General features: G+C 58.5%; 14 protein-coding genes and 2 pseudogenes. 11 read left to right on the plus strand and 5 right to left on the minus strand.

Features of this window, described 5'->3' with window-relative positions:
• Window positions 1-231 precede the first annotated feature (231 nt).
• Window positions 232-1,683 carry a glucose-6-phosphate dehydrogenase gene (gene zwf / locus IB248_RS28425; RefSeq protein ID WP_018859150.1) on the minus strand — a complete coding sequence of 484 codons (1,452 nt, stop codon included), beginning with the start codon at window positions 1,681-1,683 and terminating at the stop codon, window positions 232-234.
• A 261-nt stretch (window positions 1,684-1,944) separates the two neighbouring features.
• On the opposite strand from zwf, the gene IB248_RS28430 reads away from it, so the two are divergent.
• From IB248_RS28430 to IB248_RS28450, 5 genes are all read left to right on the plus strand, one after another.
• Window positions 1,945-7,056, plus strand: a complete 5,112-nt coding sequence (locus tag IB248_RS28430; RefSeq protein WP_192242013.1) for a RecQ family ATP-dependent DNA helicase — start codon at window positions 1,945-1,947, stop codon at window positions 7,054-7,056.
• Between the two features lie 85 nt (window positions 7,057-7,141).
• Window positions 7,142-7,927 (plus strand): DUF429 domain-containing protein, encoded by a 786-nt coding sequence (locus IB248_RS28435; protein ID WP_192242014.1) that lies wholly within the window; start codon window positions 7,142-7,144, stop codon window positions 7,925-7,927.
• Window positions 7,928-8,255: 328 nt separating this feature from the next.
• On the plus strand, window positions 8,256-9,182 hold the full coding sequence (locus tag IB248_RS28440; protein WP_192242015.1) for an HD domain-containing phosphohydrolase: 927 nt from the start codon (window positions 8,256-8,258) through the stop codon (window positions 9,180-9,182).
• 526 nt (window positions 9,183-9,708) lie between these two features.
• Window positions 9,709-10,812 carry a DUF937 domain-containing protein gene (locus IB248_RS28445; protein ID WP_192242016.1) on the plus strand — a complete coding sequence of 368 codons (1,104 nt, stop codon included), beginning with the start codon at window positions 9,709-9,711 and terminating at the stop codon, window positions 10,810-10,812.
• A 59-nt stretch (window positions 10,813-10,871) separates the two neighbouring features.
• Entirely contained in the window at window positions 10,872-11,366 is a 495-nt protein-coding gene (locus IB248_RS28450; RefSeq protein ID WP_192242017.1) for a hypothetical protein, read from the plus strand.
• Window positions 11,367-11,460: 94 nt separating this feature from the next.
• On the opposite strand, the gene IB248_RS32010 is transcribed toward IB248_RS28450, so the two are convergent.
• Window positions 11,461-11,709: a Fic/DOC family N-terminal domain-containing protein gene (locus tag IB248_RS32010; protein ID WP_312867264.1), complete on the minus strand. Its 249-nt coding sequence runs from the start codon at window positions 11,707-11,709 to the stop codon at window positions 11,461-11,463.
• Between the two features lie 620 nt (window positions 11,710-12,329).
• Here IB248_RS32010 and IB248_RS28460 point away from each other — a divergent pair.
• Window positions 12,330-12,575 carry a hypothetical protein gene (locus IB248_RS28460; RefSeq protein ID WP_246779307.1) on the plus strand — a complete coding sequence of 82 codons (246 nt, stop codon included), beginning with the start codon at window positions 12,330-12,332 and terminating at the stop codon, window positions 12,573-12,575.
• Between the two features lie 695 nt (window positions 12,576-13,270).
• On the opposite strand, the pseudogene IB248_RS28465 reads toward IB248_RS28460, so the two are convergent.
• Window positions 13,271-13,548, minus strand: a pseudogene (locus IB248_RS28465) (CopG family ribbon-helix-helix protein).
• 132 nt (window positions 13,549-13,680) lie between these two features.
• Between IB248_RS28465 and IB248_RS28470 the strand changes: the two are divergent.
• The gene (locus IB248_RS28470; RefSeq protein ID WP_192242019.1) at window positions 13,681-16,587 is read left to right on the plus strand and encodes a winged helix-turn-helix domain-containing protein; all 2,907 of its coding nucleotides are present in this window, start codon (window positions 13,681-13,683) and stop codon (window positions 16,585-16,587) included.
• Here the strand turns inward: IB248_RS28470 and IB248_RS28475 are convergent.
• On the minus strand, window positions 16,544-17,785 hold the full coding sequence (locus IB248_RS28475; RefSeq protein ID WP_246779308.1) for an MFS transporter: 1,242 nt from the start codon (window positions 17,783-17,785) through the stop codon (window positions 16,544-16,546). The two genes, IB248_RS28470 and IB248_RS28475, sit on opposite strands and share 44 nt — an antisense overlap.
• Window positions 17,786-17,957: 172 nt before the next feature.
• On the opposite strand from IB248_RS28475, the gene IB248_RS28480 reads away from it, so the two are divergent.
• The 4 genes from IB248_RS28480 (at window position 17,958) to IB248_RS28495 (ending at window position 21,639) form a co-directional block, all read left to right on the plus strand.
• Complete coding sequence (locus IB248_RS28480; RefSeq protein WP_192242021.1) at window positions 17,958-18,809, plus strand: VOC family protein; 852 nt, start codon at window positions 17,958-17,960, stop codon at window positions 18,807-18,809.
• Between the two features lie 85 nt (window positions 18,810-18,894).
• On the plus strand, window positions 18,895-19,323 hold the full coding sequence (locus tag IB248_RS28485) for a putative quinol monooxygenase (protein ID WP_192242022.1): 429 nt from the start codon (window positions 18,895-18,897) through the stop codon (window positions 19,321-19,323).
• A gap of 108 nt (window positions 19,324-19,431) precedes the next feature.
• Window positions 19,432-20,151, plus strand: a complete 720-nt coding sequence (locus IB248_RS28490) for an SDR family oxidoreductase (protein WP_025661423.1) — start codon at window positions 19,432-19,434, stop codon at window positions 20,149-20,151.
• Window positions 20,152-20,406: 255 nt separating this feature from the next.
• Window positions 20,407-21,639 carry an MFS transporter gene (locus tag IB248_RS28495; RefSeq protein ID WP_192242023.1) on the plus strand — a complete coding sequence of 411 codons (1,233 nt, stop codon included), beginning with the start codon at window positions 20,407-20,409 and terminating at the stop codon, window positions 21,637-21,639.
• A gap of 212 nt (window positions 21,640-21,851) precedes the next feature.
• Here IB248_RS28495 and IB248_RS28500 read toward each other — a convergent pair.
• Window positions 21,852-22,771: pseudogene (locus IB248_RS28500) on the minus strand (DUF4143 domain-containing protein).
• Between the last annotated feature and the right edge of the window lie 439 nt (window positions 22,772-23,210).

The raw sequence follows: 23,210 nt of genomic DNA on the forward strand, positions 1-23,210 counted from the left end.
ACAACTTCTCCCTCCTGCTGCGATGGTTCAGGCAACTTTTGTGTCTGTTCGCCGCACTCTTCCTCACGTTCCAGAGCCGACCGATGCCGCAACAACCTGCCTGAAAGCGAGTTCTTCACGATCGACTTGTTCGCGATAGGCTGCGCCAATCAATAAGCTTGGACCTCGCCGGTGGCGAAGAGCTCCATGACAATCTGATCGCCCCGATATGCATGCCGGCAAGGATGCCGGTTACTCCTTGGCCGAATCTCGCCAGGCTCGCTCGAACGGTAGGCGCCAGGCATGCGGGGCGATGAGTTGGTGGATCGATTTCGGGCCCCAACCGCCCTGATCATAGAGGCGCACTGGCGGTGGGTTTTCCAGAAGAGGTTGCGAGACCTCCCACAATCGCTCAATGCCCTCGGCGGTGTTGAACAGCGTGTGATCGCCACGCATGGCGTCGAGGATCAGGCGCTCGTAGGCCTCGAGCACTTCGCCGATCAATCCGGTTTCGCTCATGGCGAACTGCAACGATAGCTTGTCGAGCCTGAAGCCAGGGCCAGGCCGCTTGCCATAGAAGGACAGGGAGACCTTTGAGGCATCGGCAAGGTCGAACGTGAGGTGGTCCGGCCCTTGTGCCCCAACGCCCGAACCGGCCGGAAACATCGACTTGGGTGGCTCTCGGAAGGCGATCGAGATGATGCGTTGACCCTCGGCCAGGCGCTTTCCCGTACGCAGGAAGAAGGGCACACCGGCCCAGCGCCAGTTGTCGATGGCGCATTTTAAGGCGATGAAAGTATCGGTGTCGCTCTCCGGATCGACCCCGGGCTCCTTGCGGTAGCCGATGTATTGGCCGCGGACCACGTCGCGCGGCTCGATCGGCAGCATGGAGCGAAACACTTTGTTCTTTTCCTCCGAGATCGGCGCCGGCTCCAGAGCCGTGGGCGGCTCCATCGCCATGAAGGCGAGGATTTGAAAGAGGTGAGTTACCACCATGTCGCGATAGGCGCCTGTCGTCTCGTAAAAGGCGGCGCGAGTGGAAAGCCCTAGCGTCTCCGGAACGTCAATCTGCACGTGATCGATGAAGTTACGGTTCCAAATCGGCTCGAAAAGGCCGTTGGCGAAGCGGAAAGCCAGAATGTTCTGTGCCGGCTCCTTGCCGAGGAAGTGGTCAATACGGAAAATCTGCTTCTCGTCGAAAACCTCGTGCAGTTTCGTGTTCAGTTCCACAGCGCTGGCAAGGTCCGTCCCAAATGGCTTCTCCATGATAATCCGGCAACGCTCGACCAGTTCGGCCTCGGCAAGGAGTTGCACGGCTGGAAGCGCCGCCTTCGGCGGCACAGAGAGATAGTGCACGCGCCGCGTCTCCGGCCCAAGCGCCTCCTCTGCCCGCTTCACCGCTTCCTTCAGGACGCCGGCGCCGGCAGAGAGCGAGACATAGTCAAGCGAAGCGGAGAAATCTTCCCATTCGGCCTCCGTGAACTTGCGAGTCAGGAATTGATTCAGCGACTCGCGTGCGATGGCGCGGAAACCATCGGCATCAATCTCGTCGAGTGAGACGCCGACGATGCGGCACCCCGGGATGAAGCCGGCCTTAATGAGATGAAACAGCCCCGGCAGCAGCTTGCGCCGTGAGAGATCGCCCGTTGCACCGAAGAGAACGACGAGCTGCGGATAGCCAGGTCCGACCCGAGTGGAATTCATTCGCACAGTGCCCGTTCCCTTTTTCTGCCGTTGCGCCCTGAATAGAGGCATGAATTACTCAGTCAATCAAGGTCTTACGGTCTTTGTGTGCGGGAAGCCTCGCGGCTGCAGGGACGACGGAAGACTGCGAAATCGGCGTTACGCGGAACACACCTTCCCGGGTGGAGCCGCCGTCGCATGTTCTCACCTCTAGCGTGCGCTCGTCCGTCGTGCTTATCTCGCAAAATCAGGATGTTGATGTCGCGGGTGGAAGACTGACGCATGGGTGGAGTCGAGATCAGTCACATTGATGATTCTCTCGTTAGCCGTTGCCTGTCGATCGACCTTGAGGTTAATCCGGGCCAAGCCAAGATTTTCGCCTTTGCCGCGGTTCGTTCCCAGGGCCAAAAGGTGGTTTTCCGAAGCGGAAATCGCGAAGCCGCGCTTGACGGTCTCGAGGGCCTCGCTTCCGAAGCCGACTTCCTGCTTGGCCACAACATACTAAGATTTGATCTTCCACATCTCGGAGCCGTGAGGCCACGTTTCGCGCAGTTAGCAGCAAAGCCAATTGATACACTTTGGCTAAATCCCCTGGCCTTTCCGCGCAATCCATATCACCGTTTGGTCAAGCACCATCACGACGGGCGGTTGCAAGCAGGACATGTTAACGATCCGGAGCTGGATGCGCGCCTCGTCTTCGAGGTGCTGGCCAACCAGCTCGCAGCCTTTGCAACCTTGGCGCAGGAGACGCCTGCCGCTCTTATCGCCTACCACTACCTGACCACCTGCATGCCGGGGAGTGACGGGTTCGATGCCTTGTTTGCCAGCTTGCGCAGAGCGCCTAGGCCTGGAGCGGAACAGGCCACGAAGGCGATGATGGAGCTGCTCGATGGTCACGCCTGCCCTTGGCGGATTCAGCAAACACTGAGCCGTCTGTCCTCAGCACAGCTCGGGTGGCCGATGGCATATGCACTCTCGTGGGTTTCGGTCGCAGGCGGGGATTCCGTTATGCCGCCTTGGGTGCGGGCGCAATTCCGTGAGGCATCGCTGATCGTTCGGCATCTCCGCGATCGCGCGTGCGACGACCCAGGCTGCCACTGGTGCCGGGAAAAGAACGACCCGAGGAAAGCGCTCTCGCGCTGGTTTGGCTTTGACAGCTTTCGACCGGAGCCAAAGGACGATGCCGGGCGCCCCTCGCAGGAACGCATTGTTGCAGAGGCCATGGAGGGTAAATCCGTTCTCGGTATCCTTCCTACTGGAACTGGGAAGTCTGTCTGCTACCAAATTCCCGCGTTGGCGCGCTTCGACAAGATCGGCGCGCTTTCTGTTGTCATTTCGCCTCTCGTCGCGCTGATGGCCGATCAAGTTCAAGGTCTCGCGCGGCACGGAATCAGCGGCTGCGTTACGATCAACGGGCTTCTCTCAATGCCGGAACGCCATGCTGCGCTGGATCAGGTGCGGCTGGGCGATGCTGCGATGCTGCTAATCTCGCCCGAGCAGCTCCGTAGCCCCTCGGTGCGGTCGGTCCTCTCGCAGCGGGAGATCGGATATTGGATCCTGGATGAAGCCCACTGCGTCTCAAAGTGGGGACATGATTTCCGACCCGACTACCGTTACATCTCGCGCTTTATCCGTGAATACTCCGGCGATCAGGAGCCCGCGCCAGTGGTTTGCCTGACTGCGACGGCCAAGCCGGAAGTCGTGCGTGATATCCGCGATCACTTCCAGTCTCGCCTTGGCGTGGAACTGCTCCTTCTCGACGGCGGAGCAACCCGTGAGAACCTTACCTTCGAAGTTCAAGAGACCCATCGTAACCGCAAGCTAGCCGATATTCTCGATACGATCGAACGCGCCCTTCCACGCGATGGTGCTTCGGGTGCGGTTGTTTATTGTGCAACGCGATCTGCGACCGAGCGTATCGCGGATTTCCTACAGCAGCAGGGATTGGCCGCCGACTTCTTTCACGCCGGCTTGACGCCCGAACGCAAGCAGGAAGTGCAGGAGCGTTTCCGTGTCGGTGAGCTGCGGGTCATTGCAGCGACCAACGCCTTCGGCATGGGGATCGACAAGCCCGATATCAGGCTCGTGGTGCATGGTGATATTCCGGGTTCGCTCGAAAACTATCTGCAGGAAGCAGGAAGGGCCGGGCGTGACCGCGATCCCGCGATCTGCGTGCTTCTGTTCAATACCGAGGATGTCGAGCGGCAATTCTCCCTTAACGCCCGCTCGCGTCTGGCCCGGCATGAGATAGGCGCAATCTTAAAAGCTCTCCGACGGCTCGATACCCGGGGAAAATCTAGCGGCGAGGTCGTCGCCACGCCAGGCGAAATAGTGCGGGAAGAGACAGCACAGGAATTTGAACGCGATAGCGCAACTGATGACACGCGGGTGAAAACTGCTGTTGCCTGGCTCGAAGAGTCGACACTGCTGACTCGGGAAGAGAACCGGGTGCAGGTCTTTCCTTCCTCCCTGCGAATCCGCACCATGGAAGAGGCCGAGGCGATCCTGTCGAAGGCCGAGCTCGTCGGAAGCCGGCGCAAGCAACTTCTGGACCTAGTACGGCATCTAATGACAGCCTCTCCAGATGCCGGGGTCTCGACCGACGAGCTTTCCGGAGCCAGCGGTCTGACAGGCGGGGCACTTCGGAAGGCTTTGTCCGATCTCGAGACGCTTGGTATCGCGACCGACGACACGGCCATTACAATCTTTATTCATGTCGGGGTCGAGGGCGCATCAAAACAGCGCTTCCAAATCGCTACGGCCCTGGAAACCGCGTTGATCGCAGCGATGCGTGAAGCGTCGCCCGATGCAGAGGGTGGCGAAGCGCAACCCTTACTTCTCGCAGCAACCTGTCAAATTCTACGCGATCAGGGCCATGTCGGGGCGCGCCCGGACCTGATTGAGGCGCATCTGCGGAGTTTGGCGCAGGATGGGCGCGATGAGGAAGGCGGGCGCGGCAACATTCATCTGCGCAAAGCGAACCGGAACACCTACTTGGTGCGGCTGCAGCGGTCCTGGGAAATGGTAAGCCGGACGGCGGAAATCCGGCGTCGCGGTGCAGAGCTTTTGCTCCAGCATCTCGAAGGGTTGGTGGCGAAAGGCACGCGCGGCAAAGATCTCAGGGTTGAGACCACGATGGGCAAGATGCAAGCCGCAATCATGGGGGATGTTTTCCTGAGGGGCTCGGTCCGGGATGCGACCAAGTTGCTCGGCAGGGCACTTATGTGGATGCACGAACAAGGCGTGATCACACTTGGCCGGGGTCTGACGATCTTCCGCCCAGCGATCACCGTCCACCTTCGCCCCGGCGGTGGTCAATTTACTCAAAAGGACTTTTTGCCTCTCGAGGATCATTACAGCGAGCAGACCATCCAGACACATATCATGGCGGCCTATGCAGAGCGCGGCCTAACCTCAACGCAGGACGCCGAGCTGCTCTCGGCGGACTATTTCAAGCTGGATAAGGAAGCCTTCTTGAAGCGCTGGTTGCCAGATCGAGCGGGCGAATTGCGCCGCCAAACGACACCGGAAAGCTGGCGGCAAATCGTGGACGATCTTGGTAATCCGGTGCAGTCGAAGATCGTCGCCGATGATCGCGAACAGACGAACGTGCTAATCCTTGCAGGACCAGGCTCCGGAAAGACACGAGTGCTGGTGCATCGCGTCGCTTATCTGGTGCGGGTCAAACGCGAAGATCCGCGCGGTATTCTTGTTCTGACGTATAACCGACATGCCGCAGTCGAAATCCGCAAGCGATTAAAGGGGCTGATCGGTGACGACGCGAACAGCGTAACGGTCTCGACCTGTCACGCGCTCGCGATGCGACTGGTTGGAGCAAGTTTTGCAGGCGAAGCCGATACCCCGCACGAGTTCGACAAGATAGTGATGGAGGCCGTCACGCTGCTGAAAGGCGAAGGTCTTCCGAAGGTCGAAGCCGAAGCCCTCCGCGAAACACTAATTCAAGGCTATCGCTGGATCCTAGTCGACGAGTATCAGGATATCGGTCCCGAGGAATACGCCCTGATCGCTGCCGTGGCAGGCAGGTCGCTCGACGACCCTGACCAGCGCCTCAGCCTTTTTGCTGTAGGTGATGACGACCAGAACATCTATGCCTTCGCCGGCGCTTCGATTGAGTTCATCCGACGCTTCGAGGCTGATTACGCTGCCAAGCCCAGCTATCTGACCGAGAACTATCGCTCCACAGCGGCGATTATCCATGCAGCCAATCGTGTGATTGCGCCAGCTCCTGACCGGATGAAGACCGGCCATGACATCATGATCAATCGAGATCGGGCTAAGGCACAACAAGGCGGCTCACTAGCGTTATTGGATCCGGTCGCGCACGGCCGGGTTCAGCTTTTGCGCACTGCGCCAGCCCCTGCAGCGCAGGCCATCGCAGCCGTCGATGAACTGATCCGCCTGTCGCAGCTGGTGCCGGACTGGTCCTGGTCAAAGGCGGCGATCATCGCACGAGAATGGCGGCTCCTGGAACCAGTGCGTAGCTATTGTGAGGCGCGTGGTGTGCCGGTGCATCTCGCGAGCGAAGGTATGCCTCCGTTTTGGCGTTTGCGGGAAGTGCGAGAATTCCTCAAATTCCTCAAGGCCGAGCCAACGAAGATGATTGCGGCTGAAGCCATGCAAGATTTTGTCACCAGACAGCCTTCAAATGATTGGTGGGCTCTGATCGCCGAAGGTATCGCGGCACTTGACTCCGAAATCGACGGCAAAGCGGTTCCAGTCATAGACATCATCGAGTTGTTGGCCGAATGGATTCGAGACAATCGTCAAGAGCAGTATGGGTTGATGCTTCTGACCGCGCATCGTGCCAAGGGACTGGAGTTTGATGATCTAGTTATCCTTGACGGCGGTTGGGATCGGAAATCGAAAGAGGAGGACCGCGACGCGCCACGCCGGCTGTTTTACGTCGCTATGACACGGGCGAAGCGCAGCCTGGCGATCGTATCGATGCAGGACCGGCACCCGATATTGCAGGAAGTCGTAGCGACCCTGGTGGAGCGGAGGATCACCTCAGATGAGGCTACACAGTCAGAATGCGGTTTGCAGTATCAAACCGTAGAGCCGCACATGGTGGATCTTTCCTGGGTGGGCAGGCAGGCGGCGAACCATCCGGCCCATCAAGCGCTGGCGCGGATACGTACAGGTGATCCCGTTCAACTGATAGAAATCAACGGACGTTGGGAGATCCGGGTCGGTGGCGGAGTGACTGTCGGACGGATGGCTCAGGGCTACCGTCCGCCTGAAGGGTCGTTCATTAGAGGCGAGGTCGGCGCAATCATCTGTTGGCGCAAGGTCGACAATGCTGAAGAATTTCGCGGCACGCTTCGCCGTGAAGCGTGGGAGGTTGTCCTTCCAGAGTTGGTTTTTCGCCATTAAGGAACTCATCATGTTTTCGATGTCGAAACAATGGGGCGGCTGGTCATAGTGATTAGCGTGGTGCAGGACACCAAACGGGGAGGCTATGGTAGATTTAGACGGTATTGCGCTGCTGGGTATCGACGTCGGCTTCTCGAGATCGCGACCAACGACGGGTATCGCTTGGAGCAAAGGTGGAGCATTCAAAGCTACAAAGACATACACCGACTGGCAGCGCCGTAGTCAGCACATTCCCTCAGCGACGACATTCGCTGTGATCGCAATCGACGGTCCTCTTGTTCCTCTCGGTTCGGCCGACAGTCTCGAACGTCTCTGTGAGCGAATCTTCATTCGTGGCTCCTTCCAAGTGCGATGCAAGCCGGGCTTGAGCCATCATGGATATGGATGCGACTTGAGGCGTGCCGCAGCGGAGACGGCGGAGCAGGTCGTGCATCTCGTCGCCCGGAATACTGCAGTGGAAAGGACAATTCGGATTGGTGCCTCGATTGTTGAAGCATTTCCCAACGCATTCTTAGGGGTTCTTTTACCCGAAGCGCGCTTCGCAATGCCGGCGGCGGGCAAGCGCAAGAAGTTCGATTGGCTGTATGATCACGCCGTCGATAGTGGCGTTCTCGAAAATCTGTTTCACACGATCGGATGGCAGAACCTCGAACTGGTAGGCACTGTATTGGCTGAGAGGGATCACGAGAAACGGGCCGCCTGGATCTGCCTCCTTACTGCAGCGTGCGCCGCGGCCGGAAAGTCAGAGGTTGTCGGTGACGAGCTTGGCGGGTGGTTTTGGCTGCCCCCCACAGATCTCTGGGCTCAATGGGCGCGTGACGCCTTGGCCCGCAACACCACAGAGTTGTGGAGAAACACGCATGCCAGCTGAGCCTCAGTCGCCACGCGACGCAGACAACGCTTCGGCAAGCGCTCGTCACGGAACGAAGCGATATCCTGCTGGCCCAAGCCAATCATCGTCCGGTAAGCCAACTCGCCTCTAGGATTATCCCGGCGTCTCAAGATACGTATCGCCTTTGCACTTGCGACGAGCCCTTGCCTCGTCAGTAAGCAGACAAGCGTGCCTGAATATCCCCTCGTTCCGGTCGGCTTAACCTGCCGCAACTGCAGCTTTCTATCGAAACACGTAAAGGTTTTTTATTAGATATTAGATATACCCTTAAAAGGGGAAAAGTATCAGCAATGAGGAGTCGTTAAGCGTGATCTTGCGCATTCCGAAGTCTATGCTTCGCAAAGGAATGTTTATTGAATCGGTAGAATGCTCGGACTTGGAGTTCTCCGGCCGACGCTTCTTGTTGGAAACGGATTCCGCTCTGCGTTCTATACTCGCCTCGTCGGCGGAAAACGTGTTGGTCAACCGGGTAAAGAGCAGGGTCGATTGTGGGTTACGGGTTTTCCGACAGGCGGACGAAGACCTCCAGCCCAAGTCTGTGCAGGAGCTGGACGAGCGCACGCGGATCCAGCACACTGTATCTCAAGTTACCGGGATTTTGCGCGACGGTTTTGAAGATATCAAATTAGGGAAATTCGATATCGATCGATTCGCCCCCGCAGCCAGGCACATAGCCGCCTCCTTAAAGGCCTCGCCCCATCTATTGGTCGAGGTCACGCGGCTGAAGACAAAGGATGAGGGAACTTACGTGCACTCGCTCGCGGTTGGAGGGCTCATGACGGGGCTCGGCCACCTGTCGGGCCTGGAAGAGGAAACGATTAAGGAACTGACCCTAGGCGGCCTCTTACATGATCTTGGCAAGCTGATGATACCAAACGCTATCCTCAACAAGACCGGACAACTGACAGATGCGGAGCGCAAAGCCATACGCAGTCATCCCGAGCGCGGCTACATGCTCCTTAAACAATATCCAGAAGTCTCTGACCTGATTCTTGAAATCTGTCGATTTCACCATGAAGCCCTGGACGGAAGCGGCTATCCGCTTGGCCTTAGAGCCGATCAATTGAGTCTGCCTATTCGTATATGCACTGTGTGCGACGTGTTTGACGCCCTTACGAGCGTCCGCCCCTACAAACGCGCATGGAGTAACACGCAGGCGCTGAAGTGGATGTTCGATAGGGGGCACCTCTTCGACAAAAAGCTGATCCTGCGAATGGGCAGCCTGTTTGATTGAATTCAGGCAGTCCCACGTCTTGCCGGGAGCGACTGACGGAATCGCTAGCCACTTTTGGGCTTCGAGCCTACCGTCGAACGACTTGCGGGGGGGCTGTTGCCGGGCCGGCGCACCTGTTCTTCCCAGCGTCCCCTGAGCTTTCTGATCGACGCCATGTGATCTCCAACAGCTGTTGTCGATCAGGCGTGTCCTTCGGCGGTGCCAAGGATTATCCCGCCATGGGCCCTGCCCGTCACGATAATCGATGCGCTTTTCGAGGTGGCTCGCGCGGGAGCCGATCAGGATGGACTGCGTCGTTGGCTAGACCGCGTCGGATGGGTTTCGCGCCCGACAATAGCCACCCAGCGACATACAAACTGGTGCAATATATCTTTAAATGCTAATAAAAGTAGATTGGAAATTCTGACAGCCAAGTCTCGGGGCGAACTCCGAGAAGCGCGAATCGTTTGCAGCCTGTCACCAAGCCGTCGAGTAGATGGCTCGGAGAGAAAGGCAGTCATCAACGATATCTTGGGGAGGGGCACCAATGGCCAGCAATCTTGTTTCCTATGTCATGCAGATGCTGACGCCTGATGTGATCGGGCGTATCGCGGCAGCTCTGGGGCTCGATAGCGGCAAGGTGCAGAGCGCTGTGGGTGCTGCCGTGCCGGCAGTTCTGGCAGGGCTTGGGAGTATTGCCGCACAACCAGGTGGGGCGCAGAAGATCGCCGACGCGGCCAGACAGCAGAGCGGATCGCTTGGTAATATCGCTGGAATGCTCGCAGCGGGCGGCCCGGAATCGCTTGCCCAGAGCGGCTCGCAAATCATTTCGTCAGTGTTCGGCTCCAAAGATGGCGGAGCGCTTGCGAATGCCATAGGCAAGATTTCTGGTCTGGATCAGAATGCAAGCGGGTCGTTGCTTGGAACGCTGGCGCCGCTTGTCATGGGAGGCCTCGCCCAGCACAGCGGCGGCGATCTCAGCGCCAACGGCATCGCCGGATTGCTCGCGAGCCAGAAGGACAATATTGCCGCTGCATTGCCGTCGGGGATGAGCGAACTACTCGGCGGCGCTGGCCTGCTCGGGTCGCTCGGCGCTACGACGCGAGCGACTACAGCGGCCGCCAGCCAAACAGCACGCAGCGCAGCCTCGTCCGTTTCCTCCATCAGCGGCGCCGGGCAACGCGCGGCCACGACCGCACCGCCCACATCGCGCAACTGGCTCTATTTGCTGATTGCCGCCTTGGTTATTGCAGGCGTGCTTTTCTATCTGCTCGGCCGGCAGAGCCAGCCAGTTACTCCCCAGGTCGCCACGGGCGAGCAGAGCTTGACGGTCGGCGGAATCGACGTCGGCAAGCAGGTCAAGGACAGCCTTGCCAGCCTTCAAACGACGGTCACCGGAATAACCGACGCAGCCTCAGCCAACGCCGCCTTGCCAAAGCTGCAAGATGCAGGGAACCAACTCGACAAGGTCAGCGCCGTGCTGGGACAGCTTTCTGCTGGCCAGCGGGCCGCCCTTACGGCACTGGTAAGCCCGCTGATACCGACGCTCAACGGATTGTTTGACAAGGTCTTGGCGATCCCTGGGGTCTCCGAGATCCTGAAGCCCACCATCGACACATTGAAGACGAAGCTCGCCGCCCTGCCCGCGTGACAGCTGCGAGATCGCCGACAATTGTACCGACGAAAACCAATGAGCAAGGAGTGGCAGCCATGGCTGACAAATCGACGTTCACCACAGACGAGTGGAAGACCCTTCTGCAGAGCGTGATGATGGCCGGCATCGCGGTGACTGCGGCGGAGCCGAGCGGTCTCTGGGGCACACTCAAGGAGAGCCTTGCAAGTAGTAGCGCGCTCTTGCAAGCCAAGACCGGCGACGCAAATCCACTGATCTTAGCGCTCGTCGGCGATTTCGAAACTTCGGAAGGACGCGATGCCGCGCGAGACGGATTGCAGGCGAAGCTCAAAGGCGCCAAACCCGACGAAATGAAGACCAGGTGCATCGAGGTGATCAAGCAGGCCAGAGCGATCATCGAGGCCAAGGCTCCGGGCGATGCGGCGGCCGTCAATGCCTGGCTATACCAGATCAGCCAGCGAGTGGCGGAGGCTTCCAAGGAGGGTGGCTTCATGGGCATAGGCGGCGTCGCCGTCAGCGACGCCGAGAAGGCGACACTTGCGGAGATATCGGCAGCGCTTCAAACGGGCTAGGCGTCGCCTGCTACGCGCGATTGACGTGTGGGCGCTTTTTATTAGAAAGCTGGACAGAGGTGCTCCCTGCTCGATACTTCTCTGTGCGCAGCGGTTAGCGCACGTCCGTATAGGAAGACTTCGATCGCTTCGTTGCGATAGTGTCCTCCAGAGCCGTCACCGCTTCCCTCTTGGTCGGCTTCGTATCGCAGCACTTCATCCGCGTGCTGACGGTGCCCTCCATACGTGAGGACACAACGGCTTCTTGATTGCGGAGTGGCGCAAGCAAGATCTCACTATTGTGCATTCCCTTGAGCATTTGATCGTAGCGAGCCAGTGCCGCCGATGCCGAGGCAATTGGCATGATCAAACAGCCAGCGTCGATTCCGTGCGGAGGGAATTGATCATAGTGATATTCCACTACTCAAGGGGCGTTGAGCGCTATGCGTTACAGCCAAATGCCTTTTGAGCGCCGAAAAACATAATTCTTGAGAGTCAACCGATCTTGGCTTCCATCCATGAGATACAAACAGATTTCTCTGCCAAAATTAAGCAAAAGTGGAACTCAAGCTTGAAAAACGTTGGCAGTGCAGGCTGGAACCGCTTCTTTCGTATCCGGCGCGCGATAGGTTTCGACCTTCGCTACCAGTCCAATCTTAAAACAATGAAATCAAATACGTTTTATGGCGAAGAGGGTGGGATTTGAACCCACGATACCCTTGCAGGTATGCCGTATTTCGAGTGCGTTGAAATTCGCCTCTGGGTCAGACCCGAAGGAGTTTCCGTTACGCCGTTATCTCAATGTTGACTCCGGCACAAAAGAGAACATAATAAGAACATCCAAACATCAGAAGAGGATCACGGCCATGTCACACATGCCGGCCGGACAGCCGCGCGCTGAGCAAATTGCGGGAACCTACCGGACGCTACCCAAGAGGGCGACGTTGGCCGAGGTTCACCCCCCTTCTGATGGCGATCATAATCATGATGCCGAACCATCAAGATTGGGGCCTCTATTCGGCTGACGTCTACGACATGGCTTCCGGTGGCCCGCTCGGCTACTTCGACATCGCGTTTGACCCGCCCACACATCGCGCCTGCGGGTACTACAGTGCCGTCGGCTCCTCGGTTGTGATGCGCTCACCGCGCTGGTTCCAATGTCCAGGAGACATCAACGACGCCATGCGGGCCTTTCATGCTCTGCTCAGGCAAGCGGGTCATGTCCACTGAGTAGAAGAAGCAACTGGAGGTGGATTTCGAGGTCGAAGCCGCGCTCGCGTTCGATGACGAAGATGCCAATGTAACCATCGTCACGCTCCACGGGGAGATGACGAGCCGGGCATGACCGGCAGCTGGGAACCCAAGTTCGACCGGGAGCTTTGATGCACTCGACAGGACTAGACAATCAACAAAGCCGAGCTTCGAGAAGGCGTCATGGTCGCGCGGCAATCTCGCCCGATCGATCCCTCTCCCGCTTTGTGTGTTTTGCGCAACAAGTGGTCGTCGGTTCTCCTGCGTTTGCATCCGTTGTTACATTGGCATTTCCTTTCTGAACCGTCGCTTTTGCTTGTTCCTCCCCGTTACCCGTCGTGGCACGTTGGTTTCTGGACACCACTCTAATGCGGGCTGTGCAATCAGGGCGCCTGCATAGCTTTCAATTTACCCCGCCGGTGTCGGCTCGCACGCAAGGCCATGTAGCGCGCACAGCCATCGTTAGGATATATCCGCTGTCACCGAATTCCGTGAGCCATTCCCAATAGTGATCGGGCAGATCTTCAATGAGCCGACCCATGTAGGGTTGCGTGTGCCAAGCGCCCGTAGACCTTGGAGAGTAGCTTCGCCCGCTCGCTTGGCCGCTAACGGGGTTTTCCGTCGCAAGAACTCCCGAAGTCTCTCGAGATCACGAATGGAGGCCGGAGAGAAGATTATTTGTGGCATCCGGGCGCAGCGCGCTGCTCGTCGTCGGCTCCCCACGTCGAAAGCCATTTTTCGGCCTCATCGGCCGTCACATGCAGGCCGGTCGCCTGAAATTCATCCCAGGCCTTCAGGGTCTCACTCCGCAGCGCCCGCTTCTCTTCACGCTCCACGTATTGCTCAATCGCCTCGCGCATGATCCAGAGGGACGAACGGCGACGGACTTCGGCCAAGTGTTGGACGCGGCCTTTAACTCGTCACCGAGCTTCAGCGAGGTAGGTGATGCCATGTCAGCTCCTTAGTGGTAATACCCGCCGCTACTATAGGTGCTCCTGTCTATAATCTCGCAGCAGGAGCGATTTCGTGAAACGATAGTCCCCGTATTGAAAGGCTTTGCATTTTTTCGCCCGGAGCTTTGGCCGTGCCTTCTTATTCATTTGGTCCATATGTGCTTGTACCGGAACGCCAGTCGCTGATGCGGGATCAGACGGCCGTCCGTATCGGTAGCCGCGCTCTGGAAATTTTGGTGGCTCTGATTGAGCGACCTGGTGAACCGGTGAGCAAGGCTGAGCTGGTGTCGCGGGCCTGGCCGGATACTTTCGTCGAGGAAAGCAATCTCAAGGTGAACATTGCGGCACTTCGTCGGGTGCTTGGGGACGCCCCCGACGGCACGCAATACATAGCGACGGTGAGCGGCCGCGGCTATCAGTTCGTGTTTCCCGTGCATATTTCCGGGCACAGTGGCGCCTCCGGTATCGCGACGTCGGCCCGCAAGCATAACCTGCCGGTTTCAGCGACCCGCTTGGTGGGAAGAGATCCTGCCATTGATGCGATCGGGCGTGCCCTTGAGGGCTCACGCCTCGTGACGATCGTAGGCCCGGGTGGCGTTGGCAAGACGAGATTGGCGCTCGCAATCGCTGACCGACTGACCACGGCTTATGAACATGGCGTCTGGTTCGTTGATCTGGCGACTGTGAACGATGCAACTCTCGTACCGACGTCGATCGCCACGGCGATGGGATTAAGGGTTCACTCGGCGAATATCAAAGCTGCGATCGCCGCCTTCGCGACCGACCGGGATTTCATGCTTGTCCTCGACAATTGTGAACATGTTGTCGAAGCGGTGGCTGCTTGCGCAGACGCGTTTCTGGCTGCTGCAGCAAGGGTGCGAATTCTGGCGACAAGCCGAGAACCAATACGGGTTCTTGGAGAACAGATCCATCGCCTGCCGCCGCTCGAAACCCCACCGGAGGCGTCCGGACTTTCTGCAGCTGGGGCTCTGGCGTTCCCAGCTGTTGAGCTCTTTGTCGAGCGCGCGGCTGGAAGTCGCAACGAGTTCAAGCTCAGCGATGACAACGCACCAATCGTTGCCGAGATCTGCCGCAGGCTCGATGGGCTGGCACTCGCGATCGAACTTGCAGCGCCTCGACTGGATGCGTTCAGTACACGCGAACTCCTCGATATTCTTTCCGATCAATCTCATGTGTTGAGCGATAGGCGCGGCCGTGACTCTCGCCACCATACCTTGGCTGCGACGATGGACTGGAGTTACGGACTGCTCGTCGAGCCTGAACGCGTCCTGCTGCGACGCCTCTCCGTCTTTGCCGGAGCCTTCAGTCTCGAATCCGCTTGCGCCGTTGCGGTCGACAAGGGTCGCCCCCGCTCTGAATGCATTCACGCTGTCGCGAACCTCGTTGCGAAGTCGCTGGTCTCGACGGAGAGAGGAGAGCTCGGGACGCAGTACAGATTGCTCGATACGACACGCAGATATGCGCTGCAGAAACTTGCCGAAAGCGGCGAAAGCGACAGCATGCGTCAACGCCACGCCGAACATCTCCTCGAACTCGCCCAACGCGCCGAGGCCGAATGGAAAATTCGGCCGACCGCCGACTGGCTCGCCGAGTACGGGCGGAAGATGGATGATATCCGCAGTGCTTTGGGCTGGGCGTTCTCCGGGAACCGCAGCGGTGCCATCGGCGTAGCGCTCACGGTAGCGGCTCTTCCCTTCTGGGAGCATCTATCGCTCGTGGAAGAGTGTCGCGCGGGCGTGGAACACGCTCTTGGCAATCGCTTTGCCAATTTCCGCAATGCGGGCGACGAAATGAAGCTGCAATTTGCCTATGGAACCACGCTGCTTCATACGCGGGGGCCCCTCCCCGAGGTCAAGGCAGCCTGGACGGCAGCACTCGGTTGCGCCGAGTCACTCCGCAACACCGACTACGCGCTCAGATGTCTCTGGGGGTTGTGCGACTATTTCACATGGACGGGCGACCATCGCGCCGCCCTGGCGATGGCGGAAAAGATCCGAGAGCTGGCAACCGATCGCGGCGATCTCGACGCACGAAATAACGTCGACAGGCAGACAGGGACTGCCCTGCGTTACCTCGGCGAGCTTGCCGACGCACAGCATCACCTCGAACGCATGTTAGCCAGATACATTCCTCCCCCGACTCGCTCGGACATTGCGCGGTTTCAATTGGACCCGCGATCTGCGGCGCGGGGCACCCTTGCAAACGTTACCTGGCTACAGGGACATCCCGACAAGGCGGTTGCCATGGCACAGCGCCAGTTGGAAGAGGCGCGCGCCGCGCAACATGCCCTCGCGCTCTGCAATGCCGTCGTCCACACGGCCTGCCCTATCGCGCTGCTGACGGGAGACCTTGCTGCCGCTGAGCGCCTGCTTGTCGCCATCGAAGCTCATGTCGCCGAACACGCCATGACGGTTTGGAGTGCCATGGGCCGCTGCTTGCGCGCGGAGTGGCTTCTGCAGAGCGGCGACGCATCTGGACTGGCAGTCTTGAGAGGCGCGCTTGATGAGCTTCTCGCTGTGGACTTCCGCATGCGGTGCCCATTCTACATCGGCGTTTATGCTGCGGATCTGGGAAAATATGGAGACGTCGAAGCGGGGCGCATGGCAATCGACGAGGCCCTCGCACTTTCGGCTTCCACCGGCGAAATTTGGTGCATGCCTGAACTGTTGCGCATAAAGGCGGATTTGTTGGGCAAGGAGGGCGACCACCGGACCGACAAACCCGCCGAGGCGCTTTATGTGCAAGCAATCGATCTGGCGCGCCGGCAGGGCGCGCTGTCATGGGAGTTGCGCGCGGCGACGGCTCTAGCCGAGCATTGGCTTCGGACGGATCAAGACGTCAAGGCCGCAGGAGTTTTGGCGCCCGTCTACGGGCGCTTCAACGACGGGTTCGCAACCCGTGATCTTGTTAGAGCTCGCGAGCTCCTCAATGTTTTGAAGGACGTCGGCAGGAGGCGGGCGGCCGCCGTCCCTGTCACTCGGCGCGCAAAGCGTACTCAGTCTGCTCCCGAGCGGTAAGCGATCGCGTACGACCATCCAAAATCAGGAGCACCGGAGCGATCGCCGCAATCACGGCAAAGATCGTGAAGGCCTCGAGGTAGTGGGTGCCTTCGGCGGCCATGATATGCAACGAGGCCGGTCCGAGGCCCGCGCCAAACGTCAAAGCCATGTAGTTGATGCCGAAGAGCTTACCGAAGCTGCGCATTCCGAAGCGCTTCGCCAGGAGGTACCCGATCGCGTCACCTTCCGCTCCGGTGGCAAGGCCGAAAAAGACGGCACTGACATAGACTGGGATGAGACCCTCCGAGCTCAATAAAATGAGGTGACCGACAGCGGGTGACAAAAAGGCCAGGCTGGTCAATGGCACCGGCGGCAATCTGTCGAGCAACGCCCCGTAGCCGAGGCGCATGGCGATGAAAGCGAGGCCCACAAGGCTCATGACAAAAGCTGCATTCGCCGGATCGGCGCCGCGATCCGCCAAAACGACAGGGAGTGAAATCGATCCGGCCGCAGCAGCGAAGTAATTGAAAAAGAAGGCGGCCAACATCAGCCAGAAGCTGGCGGTTTCCACCGCCTGGCGAACAGTGTGGCCCTCGCCCCCTGAACCCACGACCTCACGACGTGCAGGTGGATCGCGAACAACGAAAAGCGCGACAGGTAGCGTAGCCGCCATGGACACCAGACCGGCCGCCACAAAGGCAAAGCGCCAGCCCCACACGGAAATCAGGAATGCGAGGAAGGGAGGAACCGTCGCGATCCCAAGTCCAACGAAGGCAAGCATGGCCCCCAATGCGAGACCGCGTCGTGAGGAGAACCATCCGACGATCATATAGGTATAGGGCACGCCGGTCTGCGCGGCGCCCATGAGGCTCGCCACAACGACGGTCACGATGAATGTCTCCAGGCTATTTGGCGCGATTCCCACACCAACAAGGCCGATGGCCATCGACACGGATGAAACAACAAGCACCCGGCGCGGACCGAACCGATCCGTTAGTGCACCCACTACAGGCGACATGAGACCGTTTACGATGGCTATCGGTGCGACCACGGCGGCCACCACTGTCCGATCCCACTGAGTATCCGCGGTGATCGGTACAATGAAAACGCTAAAGCCATAGATCAGCACGATCCCGATGCTGAAATACATCCCCACGCCTGCACCCAACACGATCGCAATCCGTCTGGTTCGCCCCGCCGTCCTGTCCATACCCATATGAGCCTTTGGTTGGTGCCGCTCTCGGAGACCGCAGTCCGCCCACAGGCGTCGATATCGTGCTAACGGGATTGCGGCTCGGTTCACCGAATTTCCCCGATCTTAACCAGCCTCGCAAGCGCATCCGCGTTAGAATTTTCGCAATCACCCCAACGAACCACGGGAGCTAACGATGTCGCGCACGCAAAAGACTTCTATCCAACCGGACGACCCGGATCGCCGAGCTGTTCTTTGCGCTGCGGGAGGCTTTGCTCTCGGCGGAATTGCCGCCGCCCTCGGCGGTAGCGCCACTGCCTTCGCGGAGGAAGCGCCGGCAGCAACCCGCGCCACGGGTTCGCTAGGCGCCCGGCTCCAGGGTGTGCAGCATTTCGGCCTCACCGTACAAAACATGGAACGCGCTTATGAGTTCTACACGGCAGTGCTCGGCGGAACCGAAGTCTTCCGCCACGGCGATTTCCAAGGCGACGCGGTCCAGAACACGCTCCTGGCCGACCAGGAAATTCTCGCCAATCAACTCGGCGTAAATCCACGGACAATAGGCGTTCCCGATCTCAGAGGAGGCACCCAACGCCTCGACGTGCGGTTTATTCAGTTCGACAATGTCGTAATCGAACTGTTGCAGTATCGCGATGCCGACCAGCCGATGGGCGGCCCGAAGGCTTTCGCCGAACCGCTGGAGCATATGAGCCCGGCCTTCCCGCGAATGATGCACATCTGCTTCCATGTCGGAGACGATGTCGACTTCAATCAGTTCATCGCCGATCTCGAGGCGGAGTCCGCACGACGCGGAATGACGCAGGTACGAGCAAATCGCATCATTCGCGTTTCGACTGAAGAGGAGCGAAAGGCGGCTCCTTTGAGTGCTAACACCAACAAGGTGACTGTCGCGCCATCAGACGGATGGGAACTGATCTATTGCAAAGGCCCGGAGGGGGAACAACTGGAGTTTGTGAAGGCGCTCGGGCCGGTGAAAAAGCGGTTTGCCGACGCGCTGGCAGCGCATCTGCAACTCGCCGCGAAGTAGACCCAAAAGGCATCGACATCACTTCTCAAACCGGCCCCGGCTTTGTCAGCGGCCACTGCGATGGGGCGAGATAGGGAGATATGACATGATCAGAGCATTGCGGCTGCAAACCTCGGCTATTCTGCTTGGTGGCCTGCTCGCGGGAACAGTCCTCCAAACGGAAGCGCTCGCACAGGAAGGTCCGGGACAGGGCTATGTCAGAATTGCCCGCGGAGCTTACTCGGTCGTTGCCGAGGTCCGTGCCAAACCGGGCAAGGAGACCGAACTGAGAGCCATCACGCTTCCGCTCATCGACCTCGTGCGTAGCGATCCTGCAAACCTCGTCTACTTCCTGCAGGAGAGCCGAGAGACCCCCGGCCACTTTATCTTCTACGAGATATTTGCCAACGAAACCGACTTCGAGGCACATAACGCAATGCCTTATGTGAAGGAGTGGTTTGCCAAGCTGCCAGAACTCGCCGACGGGGGCGTGAAGGTGATGCGAATGCAAATTCTGGCGCCGGCCAGCGACTAGTAGGTCTGACAAGACCACACGTCGGCGAATGAAGGCAATCGCGAATTGCGGGGAGAACCGCCCCGCGGACGCCTTCGCCTGCGAGACCGTCAGACCGGGAATTGCGATATGAGACTCAAAGGCAAGGTTGCATTGGTCACCGGAGCCGCTGGTGGTATTGGCTTCGCCGTGGCGGAACTGTTCGATAACGAGGGCGCCATCGTCGTCGCGGGTGACATCAAGCCGCCCGAGCAACCATACCCCGAAGGGGTTGAAGCGGTGACACTTGATGTAACCAGCGAAGAGCAATGGGCAACCGTCGTTAGCGCGATCCTCCGGAAGCATGGCCGCCTGGACGTGCTGGTCAATAACGCCGGCATTATCGCTTACGAACCCCTGGACAAGTTGGAAATGAAGGACTGGCTGAAGATGATCGCCGTCGACCAGACCGGCGTTTTCCTCGGCATGCGTGAAGCAGTTCGTGTGATGCGCAAGCAGCAGGCGGGTTCGATCGTCAACATCTCCTCGATATGGGGCAGTGCGGCAGTTGCAGGTGCGCACTCCTACCATGCCGCCAAAGGTGCTGTCCGCAACATGTCCAAAAACGCAGCGATAACGTTCGTATCCGACGGCATCAGGGTCAACTCCGTACATCCGGGCTTCATACATACGCCGTTGACGGACAAGCAGGCGCCAGAACTCAACGATGCCGTCATCGCCATGACTCCTATGAAACGCGGCGGCAAGCCGATCGAGATCGCATATGGCTGTCTGTACTTGGCTTCCGAAGAGGCAAGCTACGTGACCGGCATCGAATTGAATATCGACGGGGGGTATCTCGCCCAGTAGCGCGAGGGGAAATGCGGCCCACAAAAGGGCCCTGTCTTGCAACCCGCTCCGGGCGGTCGGCAATCGCGGCACCGCGTAGGATCGCTCATGGGATGGCTGTAGCACATTTTTTCGGAGCTAAGCGTCATTTAACAATCGTGATGCCTTCTCAACAGTAAGGTTCTCGGTAGCGGCACCCTTGATCGGCTGCTGCAATTCCAAATGAAACAAACCGCGTCGAGACGAAGCAGTCACCTCAAATCAACGGAGGCCAAAATGCTCAGTAAAGCCTTTGAAGCCCAATGCGCCGCTGTGAACGTTCACTGTACTGACCAGCGACAACGGCAGAAAGCCGGCCTCACTCTCTTCGCTCTTGCGCTCGGAAGCTTCTGTATTGGCACATCCGAATTCGCGAGTATGGGAATTCTGCAGCTGTTCTCGGCAAGTTTGCAGATCGATCTGCCGGCCGCCACGAACGCGATAACAGCATACGCATTCGGTGTCGTGATCGGTGCGCCCCTCGTCACGCTGGCCGCGGCTCATCTTAACCGTAGAACTTTGCTTCTGTTGCTTATGACTGTCTTCGTGTGCGGAAACATCCTCTCCGCCTTGGCGACAGGCCTCGGCACGCTTGCGGTCGCTCGCTTTATCAGTGGCGTGCCTCAAGGCGCCTACTTCGGGGCGGGGGCGGTCGTGGCATCATATATTGTCGGCCCGGGACATGGTGGGAAGGCGTTCGCCCTCGTGATGAGCGGCCTGACGATTGCCACGATCGTCGGATCACCCCTCGCCACCTTCCTCGGCCAAAACCTGGGGTGGAGGAATACCTACTTTGCCGTTGCAGCTCTCGGTGTGCTGTCCGCCGCTGCGTTGTGGCTATGGCTCCCCAGGACGAATGCCTTGAATGGCGGTTCAATCGTCCGAGAACTAAGTTCGCTCGGCAAACCGGCGGTCTGGTGGATGATGCTGGTGGCAGCGCTTGGCGTATCGAGCATCTTTGCCGTCTATACTTTCATTGGCCCTTTCGTGACCGATGTCGTTTCCATGAGCCCGGGATGGATCCCGATCGCTCTCGCCCTGTTCGGCATCGGCATGACGGCAGGAAACCTTCTTGGCGGCAGAATTGCTGACCTACACCCGGCACGCGGCATCGTGGTGGGCTTCGGGAGCGCCGTGATCGTACTCGCGATCGTTGCCAGTTTCGGCTCTAGCGCCCCCACGCTTTTCGTCGGGCTTTTCTGCGTTGGGGCAACCATGATGACAGCAATACCCACGATCCAGGTCCGCCTTACGCGGCTTGCGCCGGAAGCCCCAACTTTGATGGGTGCCATGAACCTGGCCGCTCTCAACGTCGCAAATGCCATCGGCGCCTGGACCGGTGGGCTGGCCATCGGCAGCGGCTTGGGTTTGCTCTCTGCGGTATGGGCAGGGTTTTGCCTCACCCTGCTGGGACTTGGCACATTCGCACTTGTCCTGCGCGGCAGTCCGCGCATGGCTCCCGCGCAATGATCAGTGACATTCAAGCAAGCACAAGCCTCGTCAGCAGCACCCACGACGAGCATGGGGCCATCGTCTATCCCTTGGCGTTGGATTTTCGTTGCCCTGGTGAGTAGATCTCCGTGAACCGCTCTCCTGTCGCCTGGACCGACCCCCATTGCTATCGAAACCTCGGAAGTCTCAAGAATGATCGGGGCTGAAGATTGAAGCGAAATTCTCACGCGCTAACTCCACAAGGCCGATATTGGAACAGCGGACAAACGTTCTCCGAAAGGGATCACCTTCTGGTGGTCATACAAGACCATGCCCGAAACAAACCGTTCTCCGGATGCTTCGGCCAGAATTCGCAATCCCGAAAAATCGGAATTCGAGACGGATGCTGCCGCTTTTATCTCGATACCGACGATCCGCCCTCTTGTATCTTCGATGACGATATCGACTTCGTTCTGCTGCTTGTCTCGAAAATGCGAAAACTCGAGGCGGGTTTGCGCGCCGCTGGCGAGTTTAAGGATCTCTCCAAAAACGAAAGTCTCCAGCAACGTCCCGAACTGACCCCTGTCGTCGCGAAGGCGGTCGAGAGAGAGGTCTCGAAGGGATGCGAGAAGGCCGGAATCGAGGAAATGTATTTTCGGTGTCTTCGTGAGACGTTTCAGTTTGTTGGAAAACCAGGGTTGTACGGTTCGAGCGAGGAAAAGGCTCTCGAAGATGCCGACATATCTTTGCGTTGTGATGTGGTTCATCCCAATGGCCGCGCCAGTTCTGGAATAGTTCACGAGCTGTCCCGAATGCTCTGCCAGAATGCGTAGCAGGCGCGGCATTTGAGCGATCTGCTCGATTTGCGCGACATCGCGAACGTCGCGTTGAACGATCGCCTGGATATAATCCGCATACCAGTCCTGTCTGCGGCTCAAGGTTTTGCGGCCAAGTGCCTCGGGATATCCACCGGCCAAAACTGCAGCCACGAGGTCGTCTCCGAAGATTGGCTCTCCGGCCCTGGCTTCGTTTCGAAAGGCGTCGCGCAGTTGGCCATCTTCTTGGCCAACGTCGTTTTTCCTGATTGTCTGGGACCGACGATCAGTACGACTCGCGTGTCTGACATGGCGTCGGCAATGCGTTGCTCAATGAGCCTTGGGTACAGCGCCACAGCTTCATTCCTTTGATGACTGTTTGAAACTATGGCTATGACCGATTGAAAGTTAAGGAATGACCATTTGAAATCTGCATGCGACTGATTGAAAGGATAGGCGCTCGATACTCAGAATAAGAATACGCTTGGCTTCGCCATCGCAAAGCTTGTCGGTGATGATCCGCTTGGGTAGCATTAGGCTGACGAGCAGTCGCCTCGCGGCATTGGATAATTTCCGCCTTGTACATGATGTCGCGCGAAAGGTTTCATGTTTTGCGGCCGCCCCCGGCCTATCGCTACATCCAAAATCAACGATGGACGCCTTGGAGGGATCCGAACCTCGTACCTTGTTGTTTCCGGAGCCACGGCACTGGCTTTCATCGAGGATCTCGGTTCGATCGAAATTCCGAGCCGAGCCAAGCTTAACCACCTTTCCAAGCAAACAAAAAGTCGCCGC

Source organism: Rhizobium sp. RHZ01, assembly GCF_014851595.1.
Lineage (GTDB): Bacteria > Pseudomonadota > Alphaproteobacteria > Rhizobiales > Rhizobiaceae > Rhizobium > Rhizobium altiplani.